Raw genomic sequence first — 20,091 nt, 5'->3', positions numbered from 1 at the left:
CGGATCTATGTAGCCATCATCCTGAGCATAACGGGGGAGTACGAACATACCTGTTTTGACCAGCTTGCCCAGGCCCATACGTTTTTGATAACCTATTGGCTGGGCCAGGGCAGCCAACGGGTATCCGCAGGGCAGCCCCTGGGCATCTATCATCTGGTCGAACGCAAAGTCCTGCCCTTCCTGGTCGACATCGTCGATCAACCGGATGCTGCCGCCCGGATCCAGGCGAGAAAAAACCACTTAGCCCAGCACATGACCCGCTACTAACGGTTGCACTCCTATTGATCTACTCGTCAGGGGTATCCTGGCGAAAACAGCCTATAGTGTCAGCTATTGATTGGGCTTGGTGGCCTAGATGAGGTACCGGAAAGATAGTGCCTCCAAGCGGAATGGTTCGTGTAAACGCTACCGACTTTATGGATGCCCGAAGTGGCTGGTGTGCATTTTGTGATTAATAGTAGCCGTCTTAAATGATAGGTTACATTGGACAGCTATTAAAACCAGTGTTCTATAAAAACGCTCCCGATTGTGACGAAGTGACTTGCCTATATCGGCTTCTTACATAGGGCGTTTAATTAATAACTGTCATATTCTATCAGTCGCAGATGCCAAGGCGTTCAATTGGATAATTTGTCGTAACAGTTCGTTCCTTTTCAACACGGGCTGTTTCATTTATAGGAGGCTGGCTATAAAAAAGCAGCAGGTCAGCCTTATTTATAACCAATACCTTGTGGGAATGGCATCATCTTTGATCGGGGTCTTTTTCACTGATCCCCTCGTAAACTACTAGCAGCCCTATGAACGCCCTGTCATTACGCGTTTATCAACAAATACTGGCCCAGCTCAACCAAATGAGTGTACGCAGTAATCGTCATAAAATGACCGTGTACGTTGATTTAAATCCAACTCAACGATCAGTCGATGAGTCTTCCCCTCCCGAAACAGCCGACTTAGAAAAAGTAGTGGCTTTCCATATCATGTTTGAGCGCAAAAACCACGACTCCAAGTGGCAATTAGTGACCCCATTACGGTTTACCGATTAACTTCCTTTCACGGCCCTAAGGGCTGATTGGCTTAATGGAACGGTTCACTACAACAGGCTTAGGGGAAAGCAGTCCGTGGGCGGGTCCATACCCATGGCTTGAGGGAGCTGCCCGTGTCGCTTGCCTGACACCGGCCAGTTTTCGATAAGGCGTCACGCCCCCGATGGGGGGAAGGAAACGAGCCGCCCGGAGCCGCTCCGCTAACCGTTTGGAAACCGTGCGCCCTTTGATGTAGCGCTCGGCCACCAGGGCGGCAATCGGAGAAGCCACATCGCCCCCCCAGCCCGCGTTTTCCACAAAGACGGCTACCGCAATCTTGGGATCGTTCATGGGAGCAAAGCCCACAAAGATCGAGTGATCAAACTTGGCCCCGTGTTTGGCATTTTGCGATGTCCCCGTTTTCCCACACATATCCAGCCCCGGCAAATTGGCCGATTTGGCGCTGCCACTCACAATCGCCCGGCGCATACCATCAATGACCGGCAGATAGTACTGCCGATCGATGCCGGTCGAGTGCCGCTGGCGGTAGTGATCCGGCAGTTGAGCCCCCGCCTGACCAAACCCTCTTAGAAAATGAGGGGTGATGAACCAACCTCGATTGGCAATGGCAGCGGCCAGGTTGGCTAGTTTCAGGGGGGTAATGAGTAGCTCCCCCTCCCCGATACTCAACGAAGAGACATACGAAAACTTCCAACGATTAGCCCCTTTGTACATCTTATCATAGTACGGTACGTCAGGCAGGTTACCCCGCCGCTCGCTGGGTAAATCCACCCCCAGCGCCTGGCCAATGCCAAACTTTTCCACCCGCTCATGCCACCGGGCCAGGCCCACCGCTGAAGCTTTGAAGGTATTGGTTTCGGCATTGTGATAGATCATGTGCCGAAAGACCTGGTAAAAGTAGGGGTTACAGGAATTACCGATGGCCCACCGTAAGGCGTTGCCTCCCCGGCAGTGACAACGCATGGGTGAGCCGGCGTGGCCGTACACCGTAGCAGGAGAAAGCGTCCCCTCTTGTTGGGCCACCAGGGCCTGGACCAGCTTAAAGGTTGAGCCGGGGCGGTAACTGGCCATGATCGGACGGTTAAACAGGGGCTTATACGGATGTTTCAGTAGGGCACCATATTGGTTGGCCAGGTTTTTGGCCGACAGCTGGTCGGGATCAAAGGTGGGGGCCGATACTGAGGCCAGGATCTCCCCGGTGGCCGGTTCGATGGCCACGATGGCGCCCACTTTATTGAGCATCACACTGTCGGCAAACCGCTGCAAGTCGGCATCCACACTGGTGATCAGGTTTTTGCCGGCTACGGCCAGGGTATCAAAGGTCCCATTTTGCCAGGATCCTTTGGGCGTGCCGCGCACATCCTGCATAACAAACTTGACGCCCCGCTGACCCCGTAGCTGTTGTTCGTAGTAGCCCTCCAATCCGCTCTGACCAATGTAGTTTCCCGGTTGATAGTAGGGATAGTCCTGCTCATCGAGCTTTTTACGGCTGATCTCGCTGACATAGCCCAATGTATGAGCTAGTGTATGGCCCGGATAGGTTCGGACCGAACTGATTCGGGCCTGAAACCCCCGGTAGTCGACCAGCGCATCCTGCAGGTGGGCGAATTCCTCCTTAGTCAATCGACGCAGGAAAAGCGAGGGTTTGACCATCGAGTAGGCTTTGGCCGCTGTCATGAGGCTGTCGAATGCGGCTGGTGAGAGCTTCATTAAGTGGCAGAACGCAGCGGTATCGGCTATCGTAACTTTTTTGGGGGTTACATACAGGTCATAGACCGGGACGTTGTCAACCAGCAGCTTGAGGTTACGGTCATAAATTTGTCCCCGATGGGGTGTCTGGTAGACTCGGGTAATGGAGTTCTTCGAAGCTCCCAAAGAGTAGGTATCATCGACGACCTGCAAATAGAACAGCCGGGCTACATATACCAGGGCCACGCAACAGAAAGTCCCCAGCACCACCCACTTACGATCTTCGAACATGAATTAGACGACTATTTATCTCCCGTTACTGTCCTATTTAAGCAATCCCTGGCGAAGCTTGACTTGTTGGCGAGGGCCGTGCTGTCATTGGCCTTCAGCGAGTTGATTCTGCTCATAGCGCGCTTGGCAACTATTCTAAGCGGCCCCTTAAGGGCTATCCCTAGGAGAGTGCCAATATTTCGTTTATATAGCAAGCAATCGGCCTCGTTGACCGAGCACTAAACGGCAGGGTATCATCAAATTTACGAAGAAGTTTGTGCTGGTGAAAGCAATCGTGCTAAATGATCGCGTATAGTAGGAGTCTAAAACGAATGCCTATCGTTGCTTGGTGGGAGATCAACAAAAGGGACGTTTCATTCAACCGCCCACCAATGATTAGCGCCTGTTTTGCTCAACGACAAGAAGGCTCCTTGCGGGTTTACTAATTAATTTTTTGCAACGCCGCTAGGCTTCAAGGGAAAAATACGTAAATAGTGGTGTATGTGGTGTTTGCCACTGATTGAGCCGCCGTGGTCGGCTAGAAGTCCGTGCAATCACCGATGCGGGACCACTGGGTAGTCATAAAAAAAATTAATATTTCGCAAAACGCTCCTCTCTAAGACGAATCAGTCTTTTCATTGCATCCCGTAGAAGGCGAATGTACAAATCTTCATTCGAGTAGAGAGGCGCGATTGCACTGAATGTAAGCGCTCTTTATCTACAACTTTAACCATCAACTATACCGTTGAGCTTAGGGCAATCAAGGGCGGTTGGCTGCCGAGCAAAAGTTCTTCGTAAAAAGTCAGTCGATCTTCGTCATTCGTCAGCTAAGCAGCCACTCAGCTACCTTACTTTTGCTGCATACGTTCACTCATCTACCAACGCCCATGTTTCTAGGTCATTTTGGGGTCGCACTGGCCACCAAGCCCCTTCAACCACGTGTCTCGTTAGGGATCCTGTTTCTGGCTACCCAACTCGCCGATCTGCTTTGGCCGACCCTGTTACTGCTAGGCGTAGAGCGAGTCCAAATCCGCCCCGGTCTAATGGCCGCTTCACCTTTTGACTTCATCTATTATCCCTTCTCCCATAGCCTGCTAGCCCAACTAGTATTGGGCTTGCTACTGGGCACTACGTATGGCCTCATCCAGCGTAATTGGTCAGGAGCATTGCTGGTGGGCTTAATCGTGCCCTCTCACTGGTTACTAGACTTGGTGGTCCACCGTCCCGATCTACCGCTCTACCTGGGATCATCCCCTAAAGTGGGGCTAGGCCTGTGGAACAACCTACCTGCTACGGTAGCCCTCGAAGTAGGTTTGCTCGCCCTAGGTCTGTGGCAGTATACTCGCGCCACCCGACCCCGTAACCATACCGGCCGCTTTGCGCTGTGGGGGCTGGTTGTGTTTTTAGTGGTGATCTATTTAGGGGCGGCCTTTGGCCCACCGCCGACCGATGTGTCCGCCTTAGCCTGGAGTAGTCAAGCCCTATGGCTAATCGTAGTGCTGGGCTATTGGGTTGATAAGAATCGAGCGCCAGCGGGGACCATAAGATAATTAAGAACGTAGGCTAGGGATTGAACGAGACAGTAACGTATTGAACAACAATCCTAAAAGGAGTATTCTCAAGAAGTGCTCCCAAGTGAGACGTGTAGGAATTGTCGATGTTTGCTATTTAAACTGGGCGTTTTGTTGTTTAATACCTGTCAGCGACTACCCCTAGCATACGCTTTTGCAAAAGCCACATGAGTTATACCAATGCTCTCCAAAGAATACCAGTAATGAGGTGCTGCTTCACGATGGCTATTTTGTCCTTGGCGTACAGTGGTCCTACTTGTGGAAGGCAAGTAGGAAGTAGAGACCAGAGGAGTCGGCTGCTTCATGAACCGGAAGCCATCCTTGCGAATAATAAAACTGTAACGCTGACTGGTTGGCTGATTTGCATTTGAGGGTGGCCGGTCGTCCAATCTCCCTTAAACACGCTTGTAAAAGCGATTTACCGACGCCTTTTCCCATAAAGGAGGGATCGACAAACAGAGAATGAATGAAATTGTCCAGTGGCCACCAGGCAATAAAACCAACCGGAAGCTGTTGGCTGGTAGCGACTAACACCTGTTCGTCTTGAGTAACTTGATCAAAGTCCAGTAGCTTAAACGTAGCAGGGTCTACCCAGGGAAACGCCACTTGACGAGCTTGCCGATAGATACGTCTTAGGTCTGAAATATGTTGGGGATGCTGTTTTACAATTGGCCACATCATAAGTTGTCCGGGAAGTGAATGCGTTGAAATAATTTAGCCCTCGTCAAGCTCCCTCGATAGATAACTTTACTAGTACTTTAACGCGATAGGCGACTAGTACGAGTTGAAGAACAGTAGAAAATCATTGTCTCGCAAAACACTCCCTCTTGAGACAAAGGGGATTTTGCTGTTCGTAAAATGGACATTGACTAGACAGCTAGTTCTACCAACTGGTATCGACTAGCCTTAGCCTGCGAAAACCTTGCTGAATTCTTTTTAATTGGACCTGAACGATTAGTCCTGGATTTTTAAGCCGTCCAATGCTTTGGCCACTTTCTTATTCGCTCCGTAGATGATGATCCCGACCAGGTCTAAGTCTTTAACCAGAGAGAAGCTATTTCCTGCACATTTATCTTCTCCAGATTTTATCGCAAAACGAGGGCTGGTGTGAATACCGATGGTAAGATCTCGATCTCTGGCTCGTCGAAAAGCCCGTGGCAGTTTTTCCGATGTATCGGCCTTGTGAACCAGGATTGGATGCTTAATAAATGGAAAGAATTTTACCTGATCCGATGTGGGTGTGCCGATAAACACGTACCGGCACGTTGGATCGCGGCCAACCTAAGCTTGGCTGCGGGGAATTTATAACTAGCCTCTTGCTCCTAATTGAGTACTATTTTTAAACGTACCCAATTGGGGTATGTCATTTTGTCAAACGGGACACGCGTAGCCGTCTGACGCTTTCATGTACGAAGCGAGTTGCTCGATGAAGGTGATGGTATAGGGCGGCAACTGTTTGGTTTTGAGAGTAGCTGCGTACCAGGTTCGCAAAACCCGTTTCTCAGTAATGCGGACGGCAACCAACTGACCCGATTGCAGATAGGGTTTCACCACCCAGTTGGGCAACACGGCCACCCCTAGCCCCGCCTTCACCATCTCCAGAATAGCCTCGGTTAGGGTTATTTTATACACTTTTGGTGGGCGCCGATTCTTGAAAAGCATTGTAAAATTGGAGCTTTCTTCATCTGGAATGTTATACATAACATAATTCTGCTCCGCAAACTCATCGATTTCTACCCAGTTACGCCCTACCCAGGCATGGTCGGGAGCAACAATGGCTACGAACTCATCCTGGAAAAGCGCGGTATACATAAACTTCGGATTGTCGTCGCCTTCAGTGATGGCCACGTCGATTTTATTGGCTAACAGATGATGGTCGGCATCCTGGGTAGCCGCTTCCAGCTCGACCTTAACATCCACCTTTGGATAAATACGCTGGAATTCCCGTAAAAAACCGGCCAGCCAATGGTAAGACGTGTAACACTGGGTACACAGGCGTACTTCACCGGCTTCCTGATCGGTAAGACACCGAACCTTAGCCCGTGTTTCGGCTACTTCCCGCAGAATTGTTTCCGCTGCCTGTAACACCACCTCGCCCGCCGGGGTCAGCAACATCTGTTTTTTATCGCGGATGAATAATTGGGTGTTGAAATCGCTCTCCAGCTCTTTCAACTGGTGACTCAGGGCGGACTGCGTCAGAAACAGCCGGTCGGCCGCTTTGGTCAGATTCCCCCAAGTGGCCACTTCTTTTACCATTTGAAAATGCCGTATTTCCATGATGAATATTATTCATGATTTCGACAAAAATAATTCGTTTTGCTCATATATAAAAACCATTCACCTTTGCAGAGGTCAATCAATTCCCCAGGGTGGGAGCCACAAAAAAGATGAAAACACTACTACACCACAGCAAGCAATGGCTGCTCTTGAGTTTGCTTTTTGCCACGACAGTTGCCACTGCTCAGGCTACTGATAGTCAAGAGGATAATTCGCGATTACAAGCCCGTACATTTGATGTTGGTATGTTCATGGGCGCAGACTGGACAATCAATCTAATGCTGGATGTGCATGAGCCAAAACAGGTCAGCGTCCTATTGCGGAATGCCCGGAACACCGTACTCCACCAGGTGCATTTGAGACGAGTGCCCATGAAATACCGGCTAAAGTTCAAGTTTGGCGAGTCGGAATTTGGCGAATACCAGCTCGAAATCAGCGATGGTCAACAGACCATTGTGCGCCGGGTCGAGGTTGTGAAGACACCGACTATCGAATCCCAACGGTACATTACGTATGGGCCGCAAACGAACCCGGAATGAGCCTGATGACGTGGAGTTTAGTTTACCGTATGTTACTGATAGCGTTGGGCAGATATTAAAATGACTGTCTCACAATTCACTCCTTGTCGAGACGAGGTGGATTGCCTAATCTGGGGCCCTTGAAGGCGAACTAGTAGTGTCGGGGATTGCTTTGGCTCACTTAGTCGCAAAGAGTCTTTGCCGCCTTTTCACAAAACAACCGCTTCCTTTTAGCAGGAAGCGGTTGTTTTGTGAAACACCTCTTTTATTTCAACTGCCAATGATTCGTGACAGCTAACAAAGAAGAAGTCCACAGAAAAATAAAAAGCGGTTGCTTTACTAACGAATCAAATCAATGAGAATTAATGCTAATCCCACAATTAAGGCAATCAGACCCAGCGGAGAAGCTACATTTAAAATCAGCAGCAGTAGCCCCACAATTCCCACGATCACACCGATGGTTAGCATTGACTTGGCCATGGTCCGATCGGGTGACAGATGATGTTTAATTTTCTTGTCCATTTGCTTGAGCATAACCCGCTTCAAAAGCGTTGTTTTGGGGGTCGAGACGTTTTTGCTGGAAACGTCCGCGGCAGCAGGAGTGGACAATACTTCCCGAATACGGGCTATCCGCTTGGTCACCTTTCTATTGGTGGCGAATCGAGTATCCTTGTGAACATAGGCATCCAGTTGGTCAATAGCTTGCTTAGACTCGGAGATTACCTCAGGGGCCGAAGCTAGTTGCCCTCGGTTCATTGGTTCTGCTGGTTGCTGAGCCTGCCTTGAGGGTAGTAATGCCAACGCTGCAGGGGTAGTACCTACGGCCTTTGGGGAGTTGAACGGTTCTCTAGCCGTGGGCTGAAAATAAGCCACGGGTCGGCTACAGGAGGAAAGGACGGCGACACTCAAAAGTGCGCCAATGAAGAACTTGGATAACTGACTCATAATTAAAATTTTAGTGGTTTACTCGACTAGGTAAACTCAGAGGCAATCAATTTGTTAGTTTCGTACAACAATTACTTAATAAAGTCTTGCTGGCGGTTAGTTTTGCGACTAAAAAAAACGCTTAAAGATCGATTCAGTAACCCATTAAGATTCCCCGAACTTAATGGATAAAGCAATGGGGGAAATAGTATGCTGGACAGGTAGAGTTGGACAGGCAGTAAAAACAGCGTTTTGTAGAAAGCTGATAGTATCTTTTTTGAACACTATCAGCAGCCTTAAGATGACAGCCAATCCGCCACCTAACACGTTGGTGGCGGATTGATGGTTTGTCAAGCAACTACTGAAAGGATTACACGCTGCGACCCTGAATTAATCGAAAAATGATGGCAATCACGGCGATGACCAGCAGAATGTGAATTAACCCACTGCCCGCAATACCGGCTCCCAGCACACCCAGGAAACCCAGCAGCCAAATGATAATGAGCACTACAGCGATGGTATACAACAGATTACCCATGAGTGAAAATGTAGTTAATGATTCGTACCCTTAACCAGCCTGGCTAGCAATTGTTGTTGCGTCAGCCTGCCCATGCCCGACTTCCGGTCCGCTCAACGGGCTACTGGGTAACCCACAACAGAGTGGTAAACCCATTTGTGACCAAAGGCAACCATATTAACCTAAATGTTCATGGAAGAGCTGAAACGGCTTTCGCTGAATAATAGGCTATTAAAAAAAGATTAAACCCATTAACTGGTTTCTCCAGCGGTATGTTTAGGGGCGAAGTTTGCGGATATACGCAGGCTACTGACCACTCACCAGGACCATGAAAGACAAGCCACCTTCGACTTCTCCGAGTAGTATCTTCGAACGCTTTGCCTCGGAGGTCACCAAGGCTACCGGCAGCTCGACCGCCTTTATCATCGCGCTCACAGCGGTACTCCTATGGGCTGTTACCGGACCAATCTTCGGCTTTTCAGAAACCTGGTAGTTGGTCATCAATACGGGCACGACCATCATTACCTTTTTGATGGTCTTTTTAATTCAAGAAGCGCAGAACACGGACTCAATGTCGGTGCAACTCAAACTCAATGAGCTGATTGCCGCTACGAAAGGGGCCAGCAATCGGCTGGTGTCGGTCGAAACCTAACCGAAGAGGAGCTATGTGTCTTGCAGCAGCACGATCAAACCATGGCCGAGCTCACTCAGAAAGCTTCTGACCTCCGCCAGTCCCACTCGGTCGAGGAGGCGATTAAGGTAGTGTCCCAAAAATTAGAACAACAGGATGATGCCGGCCATCCGCAGTACATTAGCGTTACGAGCTCGAATTATTTTCACAGCCGTGTTTATCGGATAACGTAGAATGAAGCTATTACTTTGCCGACTCAATCAGTACTGGGCAGCTTACCGGTTCATCTGGCTCATTGCTAAGCTATATTTCTGGGATTGACCCCATTTTCGTCATGCCCTAATCCAGCTTTAGGCCCAGTGAATCCTGAATCATATGCTGTTGGTTTAAGTAGCTTATATAAGTTGCTTCGGCAGGCTTTTGCGGTAGTGAAGTTCGATGAGGATTTTGATCCGAATTATAAGCCAATTTTTACGCTCGATCGCTTGACTTTTAACACAGTTCATAAGAATGCATATGCAACTTGCCTAAGAATTATACAAATACCAAGCCGTGTTCCAAATGAATTGACACTTCAAAGTGATTGATAGTATACGAAAGTGATATTCATTCCTGTTCTCAAAATACGCTCCCCATGAGACGAAGGAACTATCATGCATGTGTTTCTTTATTTGGGCATTTAAACAAACGGATTTTAAAAAGTAGTTAGCCTCAAATTTTATACGTTGACTTCCCATTTAGCGTTCCAGGCGACCGAGTAAACACCCCGCACGTTCGACTTTTGGTGGTTATAGACCCGTGAATTAGTCCGTGAAAAAAGCAACTTCCTTCTTGCGAAAAAAGCAACGGATGCGTTTGCGATCAGCCTGTAAATAATCAACCGTTTCCAACACGGCGGCTTGAAGTGATTCCAGGCTTGTAAAAATTCGATGTTTCAGCGATCGCTTGAGTTGGCTCCAGACTAACTCGACTGGATTGAGCATTGGACTGTAAGCCGGTAAACGCTCTAGAGACACTCGACCAGGTCGATGGTGAAGCCAATCTTTGACGGTCTGCGAACGATGGATGGCCGCTCCATCCGCACAGGCGGCCCGGCCAAATAACCAGCAAGTTTTGATATCGGTAATGCCAACAAAGCTTGCCTAAAAACCAGCTAATCGCTTCGCTGTCAAAAGGCTGATCTTGACCCGCCAGATACAAGCGACCATTTATTTTGTAACACTCATCTGATCTCATCGTGCTTGATTAAAATAGTTAGAGATCCCGAATGAATAACGACCCGATCCGCCCCTGCTTCAATCATCCCTTGTATATCACCCGGCACCTTCGACAGCAGATCATAGCCCGTTAGCTGCTCGATCCCCACTACTAATGGAACAAGCGGGGCGGGCTCATTTGAACGGTCGTATCTATGTAACCGGGCAAGATCAGTCCTTCACCAGTAAGCATTCTTCATCGGACCGTAAATAGGTAAAGTGAGGTTTAAACACAAAAAGGGTGAGTTGTTAACTCACCCTTTTTGTGTTTAAACCTCATACAAGCGGTTAATACGTAACGAGTGTGGGTAATTGCGCTTCAAAAAGGGCGGTAAAATTCTGACTGGTTAGTATATGGCCTTGCTTCTGGGCAGCGTCCGCCACACTGTATCCCCACTCAGCCGCCGCCATTCGTTGCGTGGGTGTTCCGTGGTGGCCATTACTGGTAAACCCACAGTCCCCGATGTTGAAAAATACTTGTAAGAATTGTTTAACCCGTTTCCACTGCATAGACGCTCCCCGTGAATGGGAGAGATAATAAGCCGAGTAGGCATCGGCCATTAATTCGGTTCTACGGGTCGCTTCCGGACTGTCTACCGCCTCGAAAAGGTTCAGTTGAAATTGAATTTGATGACCATACTCATGCGCCAGTATTGCCTGCGACGCGACATCACCGTACCCAATGGCGTAGTAGGCGTCCACGATTCCATCACCCATGATAATCTTGGGAGGAATTACACCCACCGGGGGGAAGTTGAAACTTGGCTGTGCAAAGGCGTTGAACGTAAAGATGGGATGGTTCCCCCGTCGGTATTGCGGCACTTCGTCCAGTAAGGTGATGATCAGATCGGCGTAAAACTCCGCGACAGGTTGGCTATCGCCGTAGATAATCTTGTCAATTCGGATAACTTTCTCTCTGTCAAGCAGCATACTGCCGTGCATGGCAGCCAGCACCATATTATCCGATTGAATATTCCAGAAACGGCGTAAGTCCTTGAAGCCTGTCGTCGTGCGTTGGGAGTACTCGCTACTCACCCCAAAGTATTGATTAGCAGAACTGTTCTCGAATAACAACGCATCATACGTCGGGAAGTCCAGCATGCCCGTAATGGCCGCGAAAAAAAAGACTTCGTCGTCCCAGTCGGCAAGTTGCTGACCCAGCCATTGATTAAGCGGGGTGTTATCGTTACAGGGTGTCGGCGTGATAGCCCGGCTCACCATCTCCCGATACTGCGGGTCGATTTTTGATAAAAGCGGTGTGTTTCGCTGGAGTCGTTTCTCGTAGCCAGCGGGCAACGAAGAACGCAACTTAACAAGCTTTTCTTTTAAGCCAGCTGAAAGTCGGGCAGACCGACTTGTTGACGGGGGCTGGGTAAGACGGCTATCGGTTAGGGTATCCTTTTCGCAACCGGTCATCAGGATAAAGGAAAAAACGAAGACTGTAATAGAGAGTTTAAGGTTTTTCATGAGCAGTAGTTTAGGATTGACTGACTAAGTTTGCTTACTGAGACAAGGTATTTTATTTGTAAGCGCGGGGCTGCTTCTAATCCTGTTAATAACGATACTTTTTATCAAACGGTCAGTTTTCAGCAACCCTACCCTTGATAATCAGGAATGGCTGAATAGCTTTGTCAGGCCAGCGGGTAATTAAACAAAACCCCCCGCTAGCAATGCCAGCGGGGGGTCCCTCTCCCTTAATTACTAAGTGTATGCTATCTTAACGTAGAGTATGTAATTGTATGCAACAGTATACTCTTTAGAAGTTGAGTTATAGCATTAGTCACTTTATTCCCCTAGCGGTATGAACACTTAGTTGTAATGACTCGGGTAAGGTACCTCCCTGGCTTTGTGGTTATAGTCAATGAGCATCATCATGTACCGAAGATCCGTTAGAAACCCAATGGCTGGTCCAAAGCCGTGAAAGTGAAAGGTGCCGGCCTCGGCCAGCAAGCGGCCGGTCACCCCTTTGTAAACATAGCGGCCGGGGCGGTTGAAGATTTCAACAAAGCCCAGCGAGCGAAGTACGTCGTGATTGATTTCCATTAGTAAGCCGTGAGTATGTCTTTCCAGCGGGTGGTGTAACACTTGGATAAATGCTCCTGCCGGTGGCTCCAGTCCGGATGCGGATTCTGAGAAGCCAGCCGGACAAAATCCCGACCGTGCCGTTTGTTTAACCGGTCAATTGTACCGGCTAGTTTCAACAACCGTTCATCGGGTCCTTCCACAAACACCCCCTTTTGCCGGTAATCGAACGGCACAAAGTTAGACAGAATCAGTCCCACCTTCTGGTAACTATAACCAAACTGAAAGATGGACTTTAGGGCTGTTTCGGCGTAACGTATAAGCTCGGCCGTGCTGCTGGTCGGATGAGGCAGTTCAATGGTTCTTGAATTGTAATACTGCTTGCTGGGCATACCGTTGCCGGGCGTTCGGCGGAATCGGTTGGTGTGTAAGAAAACCGTCAGCGTTCCACAAAGCGAGTCCTGTTTACGTAGCTTCTCCGCCGCCCTAGCTAAGTGAGTGGTCAGGGCCTCAGTGACGGTGTTCAGATCGGGCACCATCCGCCCAAACGAGGGAGCCGACACGATGGCCTTTTTGGGGGGTGCGGTCACTTCCAGCATTCGGCAGGGAAAGCCGCGCAGCTCATGCACCAGGCGCAGGCCGTTGACGGTCAGGACGCTGTTGATCCAGTCATCGTTTGCATCGCGCAGCTGGGCGGCCGTGGTGATCCCATTCTGTTTCAGCTTACCCGCGTACCGGCGTCCCACGCCCCACAGATCGCTTACGGGAAAATCAGTTAACACCTCGTTGATTCGTTGAGGGGTATCCAGCACGCAGACCCCGCCCAGTTCAGGCCGGGACTTGGCTACCTTGTTGGCCAGTTTGGCCAGCGTCTTGGTTGGTCCAAATCCTACGCATACGGGTATACGGAGCCACTGTTTGACGGTGGACCGAATGGTTTCACCGAGCCCCTGATAACTTGGATACAAGCCTTCATAGCCATCTACCGCCAGGAAGGCTTCATCAATGCTGTACACTTCAACATCCTCCACGAAGCGATTCAACAGGGACATCAACCGGCTGCTCATATCAGCGTACAAGGTGTAATTGGAGCTAAATACGGCTATGTCATGCTGCAGTTGAAGTTCGGTCAGTTCGAATAAGGGTTGCCCCATTTTTATACCAAGGGCTTTGGCTTCGTTAGAGCGCGCCACAACGCAACCGTCGTTATTACTTAAGACAACAACGGGTTTCCCATTTAGGGCGGGATTGAAGCTACGCTCACAGCTCACATACATAGCGTTGGCATCGACGAGGGCAAACATAGCTAATGAACCGTTTGAATGTTGTGAGTAACAACGCCTAAGATTGAAAATGCTTCGCCGGCATGGACGTAGATGGGCATGTACTTCTCATTCGAGGACTCCAGTATGATCACCTCACCGGCCTGCCGTATACGTTTCACCGAGTGGCCACCGTCGTACCAGACGACTACAATTTTGTTATCAATGTGAACTCGTGAGCTGTCGACCACCAGCACATCCCCCGGACAGATTCTATCCCCGATCATGCTGTCTCCCGTTACTCGCACAAAGAAGGCCGCTTCAGGATGAGCAATACATAGATCATTAAGATCTAACCGCCTTTCAACATAGTTCTCGGCTGGGCTTGGAAAACCACCTTGAACCATTGATGAAAAGAAAGGTATCTTATGTTTAGAAGAAAGTTTAGCCCGAAAGATGGAGCCGGGCGGCAGGTGGTCTATATCATCGATCATAGGCAACTCAAATAACCAAAGGACTGCTATATTATACTTTTGTTATATATGTTGCAAGTATTATATAGCAGATTGGTATTATCTGATGGATAAGGCAGGAACTACTGTACCCTTCCGTACTTGTTCTAAATAGATCAACTTTAAAATACTGCTAGGAGCAATATTTTAAACATGCTTCGAAACTACACTTAAATACGGTTTCAACCTGTATCATATTACCTTTGACAAACCCATGACGCTCGTTATGGGTTTGTCAAGAATGTGAAATAGTATTACATTTCGAGGTAAGTTTGATTAAACACTTATTGACAAACCGTACCCATTTAAATTCATGGAAGTATCTTATGCCTATTCAAATTTCGGTAAGCCCTTGGCCGAAATCACATTAAACGACCTAAATCATTTTTTTGCTACTGAGCAGGAAGAATCGGATACCCTAGAATTTAAGTCTTACGCGGAGAGAGGTCAAAATAACCATACACATAAAGAAGCCGGCGTATTAAAGACTATCTGTGCCTTTCTTAATTCGAGTGGTGGTTTAGTGATCTGGGGAGCACCGGAAGGTCACACACCGCAAGGTCGACAAACGAAAGTATTTACCGGGGATCTATCACCGGTAACCAAATTAATTGAAAAAGATACTTTTATTGCGAAGGTTGCTAATGCAATTGTTCCCCTAAGCAACCTTGTTAAAATGCATCGCGTCGAAGTTGTGCCCAATGAATATGTCTATCTCTTTGATGTGAGCCAAAGCATTAGTAAGCCACATCAATTTGACAATCGGTACTGGGTTCGCTCTGATGGGCAATCGAATGTTGCTCCACACTATTTAATTGACGCCCTTTTCAAGCAAATCAGATATCCTAATTTAGGTGGGTATATAAAGTTTGGTAGTTGTTTTCTTGCTTACACAAATGTCCTTGATTTGCATCTACGTATTATTTTATTTAATCATTCTAAAGAACAGAATGAATACGACTTGTACTTTTCGATTGCAGCAGATAAAGGTAAATTCGTAGGTAATAGAGGGGAAGGATTAGGCATTTTTGAGTTAGATGATACACGATTCAGAAAGGATGAGGTAGCCAAGATTGTTAGTTATAGTCACTCGCCTTTTCATGATATCATACTAAGAATTAACTATGATGAAATAGTTAATGAGCGTGAAGAGGGAATTTCATTCGAAGTTATGCTAACATTTGGTGGTAGGTTATCCCCAATGAAACGAAGCAATTACAAACTTACATTTCGTCGTTTTGGGGGCTTCTCGAGAGGTCAGGAGGAAGAAATAGAAAACATGTTTCAAATTAATAAGGAAGTAAATACAATGATGAACGAACTAGGAATGTCAGAAGAAGAGCGAGTAAGACTATTCTTGAATCAATAAAACTATCACAATAAATCGTAACTTATGACCTTCACGTATCAGCTCTCGTATCTTCAAGAACTGAATTATCCAGCTTTCTTACAAAAACCTGCACTGACGAACGAAGCGAAACATCTTGTACTTGATCGGCATAAAATAAATCAAGCTGTTGAGCAACTCAATGCGGGTTCAAACATTGATGTTATTGCCAATGATGATCCGGTTGCAATTAGCTTACTTGTGCACGAACTTACTTTTCAAGCGACGAAAGTATTTACTAACACATCAACCCCACCTCGTACAATACCAGGCCACCTCTTTGTATTATTTCATGGAGAGTCAATACCGCATAAGATATGGTAAACCAGACTGAGAGCAGATATGTCATCTACTACCGAGTGTCAACTAAGAAGCAAGGCGAGTCAGGATTAGGATTAGATGCTCAGCGATCTTACGTTGGACACTACTACAAAGACAAAAATATTATAGCCGAGTTCCTTGAGGTGCGATCCGGTAAGACAATCAGTAAGCGACCTGAATTAAAAAAGGCATTGGCTTTGTGCCAAAGTGAAGGAGCGGCACTGGTGGTGGCCAAGATTGACCGGCTCAGTCGTGATATAGAACAGGCCCTATATATTTATAGAGAACTGGATGGCCGACTAGAGAGTTGTGACATCCCCAATCTAGACAAGTTCACGCTGACACTTTTCATGGCCATTGCCGATCGAGAGCGCGAATTAATTGGCCTGAGGACCAAGCAGGCACTTGATCAGAAGCGTCTGCGGGTAGGAGAATGGAGAAAGGGAGGTGCAAATAGAAAGAAGGCTGCAGCCGGGCTTATTGGAGCTCAGGTTGTAAAGGAAATGGCTGGCGACAACGAGAATAGCCGCCGGGCTTCGGCGTTAATCGACTCGTTGAGAAAAGGTGGTGAAAGTTATCCGGCTATTGCCCATCAATTAAATCGTGCCGGCTTTAAGACTCCTCGGGGCAAAGTCTTCATTGCTACTCAAGTAAGGCGTTTGTATCAGCGATCCTTGCAGGAGCCAGACCAAACACTGAAATAATGTCTCTCGGCTATTTAAACGCGTAGCCTGTCCAAAACTTCCATAATCTTGACTACCTCCTCAGGCTTCCATAGGTCTGGCCGCTTCGCCCGCTTGTAAAGTAAGTCGCGGGTGATGCCAGCTTGCTCAAGCACTAGACCGATTACTTTGGTTGATTTAAGCCGTTCCTGAAGGTCCAGCTGTGCCTGTGCGAAATCAATTAATGCCTGCTTATCCTCCTGGGTGCCCAGAGCTTGAATAAGATTCTCAAAGTCATCTGTCGACAACGCCCGATGTCCGAGCTTTTTTAAATAGACCGTACCCGGGCTTCCAGACAATAGCCGATCTTCACCTCTATCCAGAAGCTCTTTGGTTTTCCCCTGCACGGCAATGTATCGCTGGGTGGCCGATGAGATTACTGCGTCAATTTCCCTCAATTTATTATCATCTACTTCAATTGGGGGCGAATCTACAAAAATACTTTCCATCACGATGGGGTTTGGTTATTGAGATTGATGTAATGTGCAATGATCATATCCAAAAGCCCAATAGCCGAATACTCGGCTTGATGTATGGGTCGATACTGGCCTATATCCTTCAGGTTAATCTTTTTTCGGATTTCACTTAGTGCATTAATTAGGGACGGTGTATCCAATGCCTCAGCCGGATAGGCATTATTGCGGTTCCAAATGGTTCGGTTTTGACCACTGGCTGCAGCCGCCGCTTCATGGTAGATTTGCCACCAAGCTTTCACCACTTTGCGCAAAACTTCTACCGGGCGGCCGACAAACATGGGCACTTCATTATGAGCCCAGCGTCTGGCCAGCTCAACCTCAACAGAGTTGAATCGAACCTCAACAGCCATGGCCTGCTTTTTCTGAAACATAATCGTGTTTATCATAAAGCATCTTCTGCGTTGAGGGTAGTCAATATATCAGCAACTGGTGCTTCTGCCTCAAGCATTGCCTTAATCGTGGCCATGAATTGATTGAATTCAATCAGAGAGTTGCTGGCTTCAATATCGCGTAGGAAACTCTCTGTGTTCGCTTCAAACAGTTCGGCGTCAGTAACCGGTCTTAGCTCACCCTCGTCTGCAACCTGCATGTCAATGTCAGAAAAAAAAGAATAGAAACCACGACGAAGCGTTTGATTCCGATCGGCATGAGTGGCCACGTAGTGAGAGAGCTCCGGGGTTGAGGTCCCCAGTCCGCATTCTGTTCGGAAGTAGAAAAGGCAATACTCGTATATCGTAGCGTCCTCATCGCCAGTTGCGTTAAAATTCTCTCCGACCAAGGCCTTGTTTAAGGCAATGTTGAGTTGTTCCAGATGCCAAAGTATTTTATCTAACTCATCAACAAGAATCTGGAAGTATACCAGCGATGACATGGCATCATAGATAGCTTGACTCTTCTGTGGATAGGCCTTGTTCCGCAAGTGCATGCAAAGGGTGGAAATGCGCAAGTGCAGTTCGGCTTGCAGGTAATCCAGTGTGGTTTTCATGGCGTGATTCATCGAATTGACTGGGATGATAACGTATTAAAGAATGTAAATTCGTAATGTATAGTCTTTTGTTGGAAATATTAACTTAGCGGTAGCCTAAGGATACCAATGGGTGACCAATAGATTCATTGACTGACATTGGATTCCCCCTACTTGCTATTGTGGAGTAGGCATATCATCTCTATCAACATTAAACACCAAGGTCTTAACCGTTTTCTTGGCCCGGTACAAATTCCAAGCTTTGATGGTCAATGCAAATCGTTCGGAAGGGCTCAGGTTGAGCTTATTCATTTTATACTCAGTGAGCTTCTTCCGGAGAGCGTACATTGGTGAATCAATCTCCAGCTGGGCGCCAGATGAGACAGCATTCAGAAATAATACAGCCTGATCTGGTTCAACCCGACTGAGTATGCAATAAAAGAAAGCGTATTCGGCTTTAGAATAGATGGCTAGTGTCTTGTGCCAGGCCACGGCTTTGCTAAGGTATGGCGTCAAGTCATGGCTAGACGTATACTCCAGAATGTCTTGGTGAGTAACTACGCTGCTTTCTTTGCGGCCTTGACTTTTCATCGTGGCCGCAATTGAACTCCGCTCGTAGTTGATCAGCATTCGGGCTGTCGCAGCTGTAGTTTTGGTGTCAGAGAACCCCGCGATACTTAGAACATCGGCAGCCTGACGAACCCGTCCGGTATCCATTACACTAAAATTCTCATCCGGAACATTGTACAGAATGATCATTTGCTGAGTGGTATCACTTTGCACAATAGCATGGAGTCTATGTTGTCCATCCAGAATTCGGCCCGAAGCGCTAACCTTGATTGGATCACCTGCCATTTTCCACTGTTCTTGTTTCATCTGTTTAGCTAAAAACTTGACGTGTGGCAGATTTAAAGGCCGGTTGTGGGTATTGTGCTCTAATAGCGTTTTGGCTATTTGTGGAGTGATATCGTCGAAGTCAAGAGCATAGTCACCAATTTCAATTAACATTGTCTTATAAGGGGTTAAATCGTTAAAGAATAGAATCATTTGCCATTGACGCTCCCGAGCCAAACTGAGATATTAGCGCGGGGCGTCTTTTTCCGCCGCGATCGCTTTCTGTCCGGGGTTGGTGGTGTATTTAGGGCAATAGCTTCAAGCATACGTTTCCTTTTCTCAGCACTTCGTTTTCTGTCATATTCTCTTCTTTTTTGCAAAAATTCTGCATGCTTAACTGGATCTGCCCTAATTGATGCTTGATGGCGTCTCTGTCTGTCCTGTTGCTTTTGTCGACACACTTCCAACCTGGCTGGATCTTTTTTTATGGCCTCCCGTTTTCTGATATCTGCCTTGCGCTGAATTAAGCGACTTCTCACCAGTTGCCATCCTATGCGAGATTTTAAAGGACTTCGCACTCGACGACGACAACGTTCACGCTCGGCCTCAGCTTTTTCCTGAATGGCCATCATCCGCTGATAGTAATTTCTGTTTCGCTGATTTTTCTTTTCCTTTGATTCCTTATCGCTTACAGGTGGTCTAGGCTTTTTGGGTTTTCTATCATAGGCCGCCTTAGTCCTCAAGCGTTTTTCTTCTTTGTGGGCATCGTCGTACGCTTTTGCTGCTTGACGGCGACGCTCAAGATAAGCTGGGTCGATAGCGGCCCGTTGCCGTCTTCTTTCGGACATCGCTCGATTCCGGCAAGCTTTACAGGTTGACTCATAGCCAATCCCCG

General features: G+C 47.7%; 23 protein-coding genes and 1 pseudogene. 8 read left to right on the top strand and 16 right to left on the bottom strand.

What is annotated here, in order from left to right; all coding sequences use genetic code 11:
* Together ACYVK4_RS22115 and ACYVK4_RS22110 are read left to right on the top strand one after the other, a co-directional pair.
* On the top strand, window positions 1-267 hold a 267-nt coding region (locus tag ACYVK4_RS22115; protein ID WP_461129738.1), incomplete at its 5' end, for a hypothetical protein.
* A gap of 530 nt (window positions 268-797) precedes the next feature.
* Complete coding sequence (locus ACYVK4_RS22110) at window positions 798-1,043, top strand: hypothetical protein (protein WP_461129737.1); 246 nt, start codon at window positions 798-800, stop codon at window positions 1,041-1,043.
* Between the two features lie 15 nt (window positions 1,044-1,058).
* Here the strand turns inward: ACYVK4_RS22110 and ACYVK4_RS22105 are convergent, their stop codons facing one another.
* Entirely contained in the window at window positions 1,059-3,023 is a 1,965-nt protein-coding gene (locus tag ACYVK4_RS22105; protein ID WP_461129736.1) for a peptidoglycan D,D-transpeptidase FtsI family protein, read from the bottom strand.
* Window positions 3,024-3,889: 866 nt separating this feature from the next.
* Here ACYVK4_RS22105 and ACYVK4_RS22100 point away from each other — a divergent pair.
* Window positions 3,890-4,552 carry a hypothetical protein gene (locus tag ACYVK4_RS22100; protein WP_461129735.1) on the top strand — a complete coding sequence of 221 codons (663 nt, stop codon included), beginning with the start codon at window positions 3,890-3,892 and terminating at the stop codon, window positions 4,550-4,552.
* 273 nt (window positions 4,553-4,825) lie between these two features.
* On the opposite strand, the gene ACYVK4_RS22095 is transcribed toward ACYVK4_RS22100, so the two are convergent.
* The 3 genes from ACYVK4_RS22095 to ACYVK4_RS22085 form a co-directional block, all read right to left on the bottom strand.
* Window positions 4,826-5,254, bottom strand: coding sequence for a GNAT family N-acetyltransferase (locus ACYVK4_RS22095; RefSeq protein ID WP_461129734.1), 429 nt, complete (start codon window positions 5,252-5,254; stop codon window positions 4,826-4,828).
* Between the two features lie 273 nt (window positions 5,255-5,527).
* Window positions 5,528-5,827, bottom strand: a complete 300-nt coding sequence (locus ACYVK4_RS22090) for a DUF2000 family protein (RefSeq protein WP_461129733.1) — start codon at window positions 5,825-5,827, stop codon at window positions 5,528-5,530.
* A 117-nt stretch (window positions 5,828-5,944) separates the two neighbouring features.
* Window positions 5,945-6,850: a LysR family transcriptional regulator gene (locus ACYVK4_RS22085; RefSeq protein WP_461129732.1), complete on the bottom strand. Its 906-nt coding sequence runs from the start codon at window positions 6,848-6,850 to the stop codon at window positions 5,945-5,947.
* Window positions 6,851-6,960: 110 nt separating this feature from the next.
* Here ACYVK4_RS22085 and ACYVK4_RS22080 point away from each other — a divergent pair, with 110 nt between their 5' ends.
* Window positions 6,961-7,389, top strand: coding sequence for a hypothetical protein (locus tag ACYVK4_RS22080; RefSeq protein WP_461129731.1), 429 nt, complete (start codon window positions 6,961-6,963; stop codon window positions 7,387-7,389).
* 318 nt (window positions 7,390-7,707) lie between these two features.
* On the opposite strand, the gene ACYVK4_RS22075 is transcribed toward ACYVK4_RS22080, so the two are convergent.
* Together ACYVK4_RS22075 and ACYVK4_RS22070 are read right to left on the bottom strand one after the other, a co-directional pair.
* On the bottom strand, window positions 7,708-8,313 hold the full coding sequence (locus ACYVK4_RS22075; protein ID WP_461129730.1) for a hypothetical protein: 606 nt from the start codon (window positions 8,311-8,313) through the stop codon (window positions 7,708-7,710).
* A gap of 349 nt (window positions 8,314-8,662) precedes the next feature.
* Complete coding sequence (locus ACYVK4_RS22070) at window positions 8,663-8,830, bottom strand: lmo0937 family membrane protein (RefSeq protein ID WP_297367315.1); 168 nt, start codon at window positions 8,828-8,830, stop codon at window positions 8,663-8,665.
* 307 nt (window positions 8,831-9,137) lie between these two features.
* On the opposite strand from ACYVK4_RS22070, the pseudogene ACYVK4_RS22065 reads away from it, so the two are divergent.
* Window positions 9,138-9,461 (top strand): annotated as a pseudogene (locus tag ACYVK4_RS22065) (low affinity iron permease family protein).
* Between the two features lie 782 nt (window positions 9,462-10,243).
* Here the strand turns inward: ACYVK4_RS22065 and ACYVK4_RS22060 are convergent.
* From ACYVK4_RS22060 to ACYVK4_RS22040, 5 genes are all read right to left on the bottom strand, one after another.
* A complete protein-coding gene (locus tag ACYVK4_RS22060) occupies window positions 10,244-10,507 on the bottom strand; it encodes a transposase (protein WP_461129753.1) in 264 nt (87 codons plus the stop codon).
* A gap of 477 nt (window positions 10,508-10,984) precedes the next feature.
* The gene (locus tag ACYVK4_RS22055; protein ID WP_461129729.1) at window positions 10,985-12,163 is read right to left on the bottom strand and encodes a hypothetical protein; all 1,179 of its coding nucleotides are present in this window, start codon (window positions 12,161-12,163) and stop codon (window positions 10,985-10,987) included.
* 342 nt (window positions 12,164-12,505) lie between these two features.
* A complete protein-coding gene (locus ACYVK4_RS22050) occupies window positions 12,506-12,739 on the bottom strand; it encodes a hypothetical protein (RefSeq protein ID WP_461129728.1) in 234 nt (77 codons plus the stop codon).
* Complete coding sequence (locus ACYVK4_RS22045; protein WP_461129727.1) at window positions 12,739-14,022, bottom strand: Y-family DNA polymerase; 1,284 nt, start codon at window positions 14,020-14,022, stop codon at window positions 12,739-12,741. The genes ACYVK4_RS22050 and ACYVK4_RS22045 overlap by 1 nt, the downstream gene beginning before the upstream one ends.
* 2 nt (window positions 14,023-14,024) lie before the next feature.
* The gene (locus ACYVK4_RS22040) at window positions 14,025-14,474 is read right to left on the bottom strand and encodes a LexA family protein (protein WP_461129726.1); all 450 of its coding nucleotides are present in this window, start codon (window positions 14,472-14,474) and stop codon (window positions 14,025-14,027) included.
* A gap of 331 nt (window positions 14,475-14,805) precedes the next feature.
* Between ACYVK4_RS22040 and ACYVK4_RS22035 the strand changes: the two genes are divergently transcribed.
* From ACYVK4_RS22035 to ACYVK4_RS22025, 3 genes are read left to right on the top strand one after another with little or no spacing between them, the layout of a single operon-like run.
* The gene (locus ACYVK4_RS22035; protein WP_461129725.1) at window positions 14,806-15,861 is read left to right on the top strand and encodes an AlbA family DNA-binding domain-containing protein; all 1,056 of its coding nucleotides are present in this window, start codon (window positions 14,806-14,808) and stop codon (window positions 15,859-15,861) included.
* A gap of 24 nt (window positions 15,862-15,885) precedes the next feature.
* Window positions 15,886-16,203, top strand: coding sequence for a hypothetical protein (locus ACYVK4_RS22030; protein WP_461129724.1), 318 nt, complete (start codon window positions 15,886-15,888; stop codon window positions 16,201-16,203).
* Entirely contained in the window at window positions 16,197-16,904 is a 708-nt protein-coding gene (locus ACYVK4_RS22025) for a recombinase family protein (RefSeq protein ID WP_461129723.1), read from the top strand. The genes ACYVK4_RS22030 and ACYVK4_RS22025 overlap by 7 nt, the downstream gene beginning before the upstream one ends.
* A gap of 14 nt (window positions 16,905-16,918) precedes the next feature.
* Here ACYVK4_RS22025 and ACYVK4_RS22020 read toward each other — a convergent pair whose 3' ends face one another.
* The 5 genes from ACYVK4_RS22020 to ACYVK4_RS22000 form a co-directional block, all read right to left on the bottom strand.
* Window positions 16,919-17,371, bottom strand: coding sequence for a hypothetical protein (locus tag ACYVK4_RS22020; protein WP_461129722.1), 453 nt, complete (start codon window positions 17,369-17,371; stop codon window positions 16,919-16,921).
* Window positions 17,371-17,769, bottom strand: a complete 399-nt coding sequence (locus ACYVK4_RS22015; protein WP_461129721.1) for a hypothetical protein — start codon at window positions 17,767-17,769, stop codon at window positions 17,371-17,373. The genes ACYVK4_RS22020 and ACYVK4_RS22015 overlap by 1 nt, the downstream gene beginning before the upstream one ends.
* 11 nt (window positions 17,770-17,780) lie before the next feature.
* Window positions 17,781-18,383 carry a hypothetical protein gene (locus tag ACYVK4_RS22010; RefSeq protein ID WP_461129720.1) on the bottom strand — a complete coding sequence of 201 codons (603 nt, stop codon included), beginning with the start codon at window positions 18,381-18,383 and terminating at the stop codon, window positions 17,781-17,783.
* 156 nt (window positions 18,384-18,539) lie between these two features.
* Complete coding sequence (locus ACYVK4_RS22005) at window positions 18,540-19,370, bottom strand: hypothetical protein (protein ID WP_461129719.1); 831 nt, start codon at window positions 19,368-19,370, stop codon at window positions 18,540-18,542.
* 35 nt (window positions 19,371-19,405) lie between these two features.
* A complete protein-coding gene (locus tag ACYVK4_RS22000) occupies window positions 19,406-20,044 on the bottom strand; it encodes a hypothetical protein (RefSeq protein WP_461129718.1) in 639 nt (212 codons plus the stop codon).
* Window positions 20,045-20,091 lie beyond the last annotated feature (47 nt).

Source organism: Spirosoma aerophilum (assembly GCF_054782495.1).
Note: the sequence above shows the minus strand (reverse complement) of the source record. Positions and strands in the feature narration are given on the sequence as shown.

Bases quoted from the DNA above. Each gene is read 5' to 3' on its own strand.
- ACYVK4_RS22110 (WP_461129737.1), top strand. From the start codon at position 798: ATGAACGCCCTGTCATTACGCGTTTATCAACAAATACTGGCCCAGCTC.
- ACYVK4_RS22105 (WP_461129736.1), bottom strand. From the start codon at position 3,023: ATGTTCGAAGATCGTAAGTGGGTGGTGCTGGGGACTTTCTGTTGCGTG.
- ACYVK4_RS22100 (WP_461129735.1), top strand. From the start codon at position 3,890: ATGTTTCTAGGTCATTTTGGGGTCGCACTGGCCACCAAGCCCCTTCAA.
- ACYVK4_RS22095 (WP_461129734.1), bottom strand. From the start codon at position 5,254: ATGATGTGGCCAATTGTAAAACAGCATCCCCAACATATTTCAGACCTA.
- ACYVK4_RS22085 (WP_461129732.1), bottom strand. From the start codon at position 6,850: ATGGAAATACGGCATTTTCAAATGGTAAAAGAAGTGGCCACTTGGGGG.
- ACYVK4_RS22080 (WP_461129731.1), top strand. From the start codon at position 6,961: ATGAAAACACTACTACACCACAGCAAGCAATGGCTGCTCTTGAGTTTG.
- ACYVK4_RS22075 (WP_461129730.1), bottom strand. From the start codon at position 8,313: ATGAGTCAGTTATCCAAGTTCTTCATTGGCGCACTTTTGAGTGTCGCC.
- ACYVK4_RS22070 (WP_297367315.1), bottom strand. From the start codon at position 8,830: ATGGGTAATCTGTTGTATACCATCGCTGTAGTGCTCATTATCATTTGG.
- ACYVK4_RS22055 (WP_461129729.1), bottom strand. From the start codon at position 12,163: ATGAAAAACCTTAAACTCTCTATTACAGTCTTCGTTTTTTCCTTTATC.
- ACYVK4_RS22050 (WP_461129728.1), bottom strand. From the start codon at position 12,739: ATGGAAATCAATCACGACGTACTTCGCTCGCTGGGCTTTGTTGAAATC.
- ACYVK4_RS22045 (WP_461129727.1), bottom strand. From the start codon at position 14,022: ATGTTTGCCCTCGTCGATGCCAACGCTATGTATGTGAGCTGTGAGCGT.
- ACYVK4_RS22040 (WP_461129726.1), bottom strand. From the start codon at position 14,474: ATGATCGATGATATAGACCACCTGCCGCCCGGCTCCATCTTTCGGGCT.
- ACYVK4_RS22035 (WP_461129725.1), top strand. From the start codon at position 14,806: ATGGAAGTATCTTATGCCTATTCAAATTTCGGTAAGCCCTTGGCCGAA.
- ACYVK4_RS22030 (WP_461129724.1), top strand. From the start codon at position 15,886: ATGACCTTCACGTATCAGCTCTCGTATCTTCAAGAACTGAATTATCCA.
- ACYVK4_RS22025 (WP_461129723.1), top strand. From the start codon at position 16,197: ATGGTAAACCAGACTGAGAGCAGATATGTCATCTACTACCGAGTGTCA.
- ACYVK4_RS22020 (WP_461129722.1), bottom strand. From the start codon at position 17,371: ATGGAAAGTATTTTTGTAGATTCGCCCCCAATTGAAGTAGATGATAAT.
- ACYVK4_RS22015 (WP_461129721.1), bottom strand. From the start codon at position 17,769: ATGTTTCAGAAAAAGCAGGCCATGGCTGTTGAGGTTCGATTCAACTCT.
- ACYVK4_RS22010 (WP_461129720.1), bottom strand. From the start codon at position 18,383: ATGAAAACCACACTGGATTACCTGCAAGCCGAACTGCACTTGCGCATT.
- ACYVK4_RS22005 (WP_461129719.1), bottom strand. From the start codon at position 19,370: ATGTTAATTGAAATTGGTGACTATGCTCTTGACTTCGACGATATCACT.
- ACYVK4_RS22000 (WP_461129718.1), bottom strand. From the start codon at position 20,044: ATGTCCGAAAGAAGACGGCAACGGGCCGCTATCGACCCAGCTTATCTT.